This window comes from uncultured Methanobrevibacter sp. (assembly GCF_905235195.1).
Lineage (GTDB): Archaea > Methanobacteriota > Methanobacteria > Methanobacteriales > Methanobacteriaceae > Methanarmilla.
The window spans coordinates 1-6,083 of sequence record NZ_CAJOKH010000073.1 but is presented as its reverse complement, the minus strand read 5'-3'; the positions used below and the strand labels follow the sequence as shown (position 1 = coordinate 6,083).

The window sequence follows — 6,083 nt, the reverse complement described above, 5'->3', positions numbered from 1 at the left end:
GAATTGTATTTTTACAAACAATTATAAATGAATATGATAAATATAAAAAATAAGAGATTTCAGCCCGAATTTTATTCAGAAGATTTCAGACCCCTAAATATTTTAATTAATCTGGTTTTTAATTAACCTATGTATAGAATATGTAACTTATTAAATATTAAATTTATAAATTGATAAATATTAGATTTGAAATAAATTAAAAAGAAAAATAATATTAGTTTAATCAATACTAAGACAATTAACTAAAAATATTAATAATCATTTCTAAGAATAAATATTAATCTTTATTTAATTTTTGATGCCAAATCCATGCAGTTTCAATAATACTTTCCAAACTACTATATTCTGCTTTCCAATTAAGTTTATCTTCAAGTTTTTTACTATCTGCAATAAGAATATCAGGATCTCCTGGACGTCTAGATTCAATATTTACTTTAAAATCATTACCCGTAACTTTCTTACATACATCAATAACTTCTTTAACTGAAAATCCTTGACTATTTCCAATATTAAAAACATCACTTTCTCCGCCATTTAAAAGATATTCTAAACCCATAATATGAGCACTTCCAATATCATTTACATGAACATAATCACGAATACATGTTCCATCTGAGGTATTATAATCATCACCATATATAGATATACTTTCTCTTATACCGAGTGCAGCATCAAGAACAAGAGGAATAAGATGAGTTTCTGGAATGTGCAATTCACCGATTTCACAATCAGGATCATCACCTGAAGCATTAAAATATCTAAATATTACATAATCAATATCATCATCATTAAGTAATGCTTGTTCCACCTTTAATTTAGATTCCCCATAAGGATTAATAGGTTTAAGTGGATGGTTTTCCTTAATTGGAACCTCTTCTGGAATTCCATAAACAGCCGCAGTAGAAGAAAAAATAAGTTTTCTAACATTGTGTTTTTTCATATGCTGAATTAAATTAAGTGTGTTTTCATAGTTATTTTTCATATACATTTCAGGAAACTCAACAGATTCACCTACTGATATAAATGCAGCAAAATCCATAACTGCATCTATTTGATATGTTTCAAATATATAATCTAAGATATCACTATCTTCCAAGCTTCCTTCAACAAACTTTCCCCATTTAACAAAATCTTTAAAACCTTTAGATAAATTATCTAAAACAATAGTTTCATAACCAGCCTGATTTAAAGCTTTATTAACATGAGCCCCTATATAACCTGCTCCACCAGTAACTAAAATCATAATACCACATTAAAATAAAAAAAGTATAAACAATAATTCGAGAAGTCAAATTGATTAAAATAACTTAATCTATAAAAATAATATAGTCTATTAAGATTTAAAGATTTAATCTTAATAGATTCTAAGTAATTTTATTATAAGAAAATTTAAAAAAATTTTAAGAAAAATTTAATTAAAATATTTAAAACTTAATTAAATCTAAGAAAAATATAATTAAAAGTCTATAAAAAGATCTTACCTAATTTTAAAGCTGCTTTTGGAGAAACTTTAATTAAACTTTTAATAAGTTGTGTTGTAGAAACTTTTGAGAAATTAACATTCTGGAATTCAGCAGCAATATTATCTAATTCTTCATCAGATAAAGTGAGCAAGTATTCTTGAACAATACTGTATTTTCTAATTTCCTCTCCAATATCATCTCTAACTAAACTATCATATTTTTTAAGATATTTAGCAGAATAATCTTCATCTTTAATAGCTTCAGCAGCTACCTGACCAGCATACATTCCACCAGTCATTCCACTAATTATACCCCCACCAGTTAAAGGATTAACTTGTCCAGCAGCATCTCCAACAACCATTATATGATCATCATAGATTTTTTTAGGCATACCCCCTACTGGGTCTCCACCAACATTTATTTCAACAGGTTGAGCATCTTTAGTTATAGGACTTTTTGAAACAAAATCATCTAAATATTCAATTGCAGGCTTATTAGCTTTAGGTGCAATAACAGCTAAACCAACATTTGCAATATCATCACCTTTCGGGAATACCCAAACATATCCTCCAGGTGCACAACTTCCAAAGTAGAATTCAATAACACCATCTCTTTCAAAATGTAAATTACACATTTCATATTGAATACCAGATTCCATATGAACAGCTTTTTGAGCAGTTTTTAATCCTGCCCATCTTCCAATGTGAGATTCAGGACCATCAGCTGCAATGAGAATTTTAGTTTTAATATCAAATTCTTTACCCATAGATTCACAGGTTACAATGAAACCCTCATCAGATTTAATTACACCAGTTGCCATAGTTTTAATTTTAATTTCAGCACCTGCTCTAGCAGCATCCATGGCCATAAATTTATCAAAAACTTTTCTCTCTAAAATATAACCTGCTTCTGGAAGTTCAATTTCTTCAGAGGTCATCCATACATTAGTTCCATTAGGTGATACTAATCTTACACCATCTAATTCTTTTGCAATGAATCTTGAATTAGGTTCAATACCTAATTTTTTAAGACCTTTTTTAGAAACACCCTCAGCACATCTTTTTGGTGAACCTATTTCAGATTTTTTATCCATTAAAATTACTTTCGCTCCGCCTAATGCTGCATGTTTTGCAGCAGTAGATCCTGCAGGACCTGCTCCAACTACTAATACATCTGTCTCTATCATATTATCCCTATTCCTTTTCTAATGCACTAATCGGACATGCAATAATACATGTACTACATCCTTTACATTCGTCATCTTTAAATTCTAATGAATACTCTTTTACAGTGATTAAATTTCTAGGACAAACTCCTGCACACTCACCACAATAAGAACACCAATCTTTTACAATCATAATTAAATCTCCTATTACAAATAAAATGATAAAAAATAATCATTATATAAAAATTAATATTAATAAAAAATATTTACTTTATTATATTTAAAAGTTTTCTAAAAAAAGAGTTAATTTTTTATGGTATAAGTACTGAATTAAGCTAATTAAAATTTATTTTAGAATTATTATATTTTTAAAAAAAATTTAATCAGTACAAAATCAATATACCCTTTAAAATAATTTTTAGATAATGAATTTAAAATTTGATAAAAAAAAATAGTAAAAATACCATAATTAGGATATAATCTAAATAATATTAATTTTAACTATAGTGTTAAAAAAGTTATTTTTTACATAATTAAATAAACATGTTTTGAGCATGAATTTATTAATTAATTAATTAATTAATTAATTAAAATATTATAAAGAGACTAGTTAAAAAAAATAACTATTTTAGTTAATAAATTAAATAATATATTTAAATCATGTTTGGAACTCTAAGTGAAGCTGGAAGTGGTTTAATCTTAGCAGGTGTTCCAATTGCTAAATAATAAGGTGGAACACTTCTTGTAACAACTGCACCAGCAGCTACTATAGCACCTTCACCTATTTCTAAATTTGATAAGAAAGTAGAGTTTCCACCAATAGAAGCACCTCTTCTAATTTGAGGTCCTTTAAGATCATATTCAACTCTAACAGGATACCTATCATTAGTAAAACAAGTACATGGTCCAATAAACACATTATCTTCAATAACACTATTAGAAGGAATATATACATTTGACTGAATGCTAATATTATTACCTAGAGTACAATTACCCTCAATGACAGTATTAGTACCTATTAATACATCATCTCCGATAGTAGTATTTTCTCTAATTAAAACATTATGCCCAGTTCTAAAATCATCACCTATAACAACATCATTATAGATAACAGAATTAGATCGTATAAAAGAATTTTTACCTATAACAGGTTCTTTTGAAAATCTTTTATAATTAACTCCTAATTTAATATTATCATCTACGAATCTAGGATTGTAACGATTTACATCACTGTCATTATTATCATTTAATATTCCTAAGAATCTTGCCATTTTAATCGACCAATATTATAAAACATTCAATAATTATAAATTACTTATAAATTCATAAAGTTTTTTTAGTATTTTGTTATATGTATACCCTAATATATAAACTTTAGTTTTTTAAAATACTTATAAGTTATAAATTATAAAATTATATTTATGATTTTCTTTAAAAGTAAAAATATGGAAATTACAAGTTTAATTATTAAAAAAAATAATTAATATGAAGTTAATCCTGACTTTAACAAATATAATATATTTTTAGAACACTGAATTTTTTAAATAAAACTCATAATAATTTCTATTATTTTTAAATATTAATCATTTCCATAAAATTAATAAAAAATATAATTTAAAATTTTAGGATTATGGTTTAAAAAAAAAGAAATATACATAAAGTAATTAAATAGAATAGAACAATAATTATAAATTAATTAATAAATTAGTTAATTAATTAAATAAATTAAAAAAAATAAATTTCATTTAATAATATTAATGTTTTATAAGGTAGGAAAATGGAAATTGATGAAAATACTATTAAAGAAAATGTTAAAAGAATTAGAAATGAAATAGGCCATGAAGAAATGGATATTAACATTAAAAAATTAAATTTTAATGAGGATTTAAATGAATTAACTATTATCACTAAAGATAGACCTGATAAATCTTCCATTATTGGAAAAGGAGGTTGGGTTGTTGGAAGACTTAAAGAAGACTTATCCTTAAATAGTATACATGTTGAAAGTTATACTGATTTTATGCAAAAAGAATATAGATTAAGATTATCACTTCAAAAAATAGAAGATTCTCTAAATTCCTTAGATGAAAATAATCCATTATATAACCCATTATCTAATCTTAAAAAAACATTAACATATAAAATAAAAAATATATACACATTTAATTTTGAAAAATATTTAGAAGAGAATTTTAAAAAAAATCTATTATCAACTAATAGTGACAATAAACATTTAGCAGTTGTTGCATTGTCTGGAGGTGTGGATAGTAGTTTTTCACTTCTGATTGCAAAATATTTAGGCTTTAATCCTATTGCAGTTAGTATAGATCCTGGAACCATAATTCTTCCAAGCCAATTTAAAAATAATATTAAGAAATTAACTGAAAAATTACAAGTAAAACATGAATATATAAAAATTGACAATAAAGATATAGTAAATGAAGGATTAAGTGGTAAAATTCATCCCTGCGGAAGATGTTCTGCCCAAATAGAAGAAGAGCTTTTTAAATTTGCTTTAGAAAATAATATTTCTATGGTAATATTTGGAGATATGCTATCAACAGGAAGTCAATGCATAACAGATAAACTATATAATAATCAAAAAATCAAACGATTAAATCTACCTGCCAGCCTATCATGTGGCAAATTAGAAGGTAAAAATTTAATTAAAGACTATGGCATAAAATCAATTAAAGGTTTTGGATGTCCACTTCTATATGAAGTACATAAAAAGTACCCTCACATGAAAAAATATTCCATACAAAGAATATTAAGAGAAACTCGTTCTGGTGCATTAGAAGTTGGAGAAGCATTAGAACTGATTTGGAGTTTTTATAAAATAGAGTAAAATAATTTATTTATGAAAAAATAAATAATTAATAAAAGAATTTAAGCTTATATATAATATTTATATAAATGCCTTATTAGTTTTAATGGTAAAACATTCGTCTCGTAAACGAAAATTAGGGGTTCAATTCCCCTATAAGGCTTTAAATAAGAGATAACATGAAATCAAAAATTTGTCCAAGATGCGGTTCACATAATGTAGAATGGATTATACCCCAAGTATGGTCAAGATGGGTATGTTACAATTGTGATTATACAGGACCAATTATAGAGGCCGACAGTAATCTTGAAGAAGAAATTATAAAAAATTGGAAATTAAACAAAGATGAAATTATGGCTCAAGCTGAAGAGGACAGAAAAAAAATATTAGATGGAACTTTTTGTGATGATGAAAAAGATGTTGAAGTATTATCTGAAGAAGAATTAGAAAAAAAATTAAAAGAATTAGGCATCTGATGAATTAACATAATCAAAAAGTAATCTAAAAGAGTTTATACTTTTAATAAAAAAATTTAGGGGTCTGAAATCTTCTGAATAAAATTCGGGCTGAAATCTCTTATTTTTTATATTTATCATATTCATTTATAATTGTTTGTAAAAATACAATT

At 25.4% G+C, this 6,083-nt stretch carries 6 protein-coding genes; 2 read left to right on the top strand and 4 right to left on the bottom strand.

The genetic code is table 11. From position 1 onward, the window contains the following. Window positions 1-277: 277 nt before the first annotated feature. From galE to QZ146_RS08150, 4 genes are all read right to left on the bottom strand, one after another. On the bottom strand, window positions 278-1,243 hold the full coding sequence (gene galE, locus QZ146_RS08165) for a UDP-glucose 4-epimerase GalE (RefSeq protein WP_295723423.1): 966 nt from the start codon (window positions 1,241-1,243) through the stop codon (window positions 278-280). Window positions 1,244-1,464: 221 nt separating this feature from the next. Next, on the bottom strand, window positions 1,465-2,649 hold the full coding sequence (locus QZ146_RS08160) for an NAD(P)/FAD-dependent oxidoreductase (protein ID WP_295723420.1): 1,185 nt from the start codon (window positions 2,647-2,649) through the stop codon (window positions 1,465-1,467). 7 nt (window positions 2,650-2,656) lie between these two features. Then, window positions 2,657-2,821 carry a 4Fe-4S binding protein gene (locus QZ146_RS08155; protein ID WP_295723418.1) on the bottom strand — a complete coding sequence of 55 codons (165 nt, stop codon included), beginning with the start codon at window positions 2,819-2,821 and terminating at the stop codon, window positions 2,657-2,659. Window positions 2,822-3,281: 460 nt separating this feature from the next. After that, a complete protein-coding gene (locus tag QZ146_RS08150; protein WP_295723415.1) occupies window positions 3,282-3,899 on the bottom strand; it encodes a DapH/DapD/GlmU-related protein in 618 nt (205 codons plus the stop codon). 506 nt (window positions 3,900-4,405) lie between these two features. Here QZ146_RS08150 and QZ146_RS08145 point away from each other — a divergent pair. Beyond that, window positions 4,406-5,476, top strand: a complete 1,071-nt coding sequence (locus tag QZ146_RS08145) for an ATPase (RefSeq protein ID WP_295723412.1) — start codon at window positions 4,406-4,408, stop codon at window positions 5,474-5,476. A 158-nt stretch (window positions 5,477-5,634) separates the two neighbouring features. Further along, the gene (locus tag QZ146_RS08140; RefSeq protein ID WP_295723409.1) at window positions 5,635-5,931 is read left to right on the top strand and encodes a hypothetical protein; all 297 of its coding nucleotides are present in this window, start codon (window positions 5,635-5,637) and stop codon (window positions 5,929-5,931) included. Window positions 5,932-6,083 lie beyond the last annotated feature (152 nt).

Bases quoted from the DNA above. Each gene is read 5' to 3' on its own strand.
- galE (WP_295723423.1), bottom strand. From the start codon at position 1,243: ATGATTTTAGTTACTGGTGGAGCAGGTTATATAGGGGCTCATGTTAAT.
- QZ146_RS08160 (WP_295723420.1), bottom strand. From the start codon at position 2,649: ATGATAGAGACAGATGTATTAGTAGTTGGAGCAGGTCCTGCAGGATCT.
- QZ146_RS08155 (WP_295723418.1), bottom strand. From the start codon at position 2,821: ATGATTGTAAAAGATTGGTGTTCTTATTGTGGTGAGTGTGCAGGAGTT.
- QZ146_RS08150 (WP_295723415.1), bottom strand. From the start codon at position 3,899: ATGGCAAGATTCTTAGGAATATTAAATGATAATAATGACAGTGATGTA.
- QZ146_RS08145 (WP_295723412.1), top strand. From the start codon at position 4,406: ATGGAAATTGATGAAAATACTATTAAAGAAAATGTTAAAAGAATTAGA.
- QZ146_RS08140 (WP_295723409.1), top strand. From the start codon at position 5,635: ATGAAATCAAAAATTTGTCCAAGATGCGGTTCACATAATGTAGAATGG.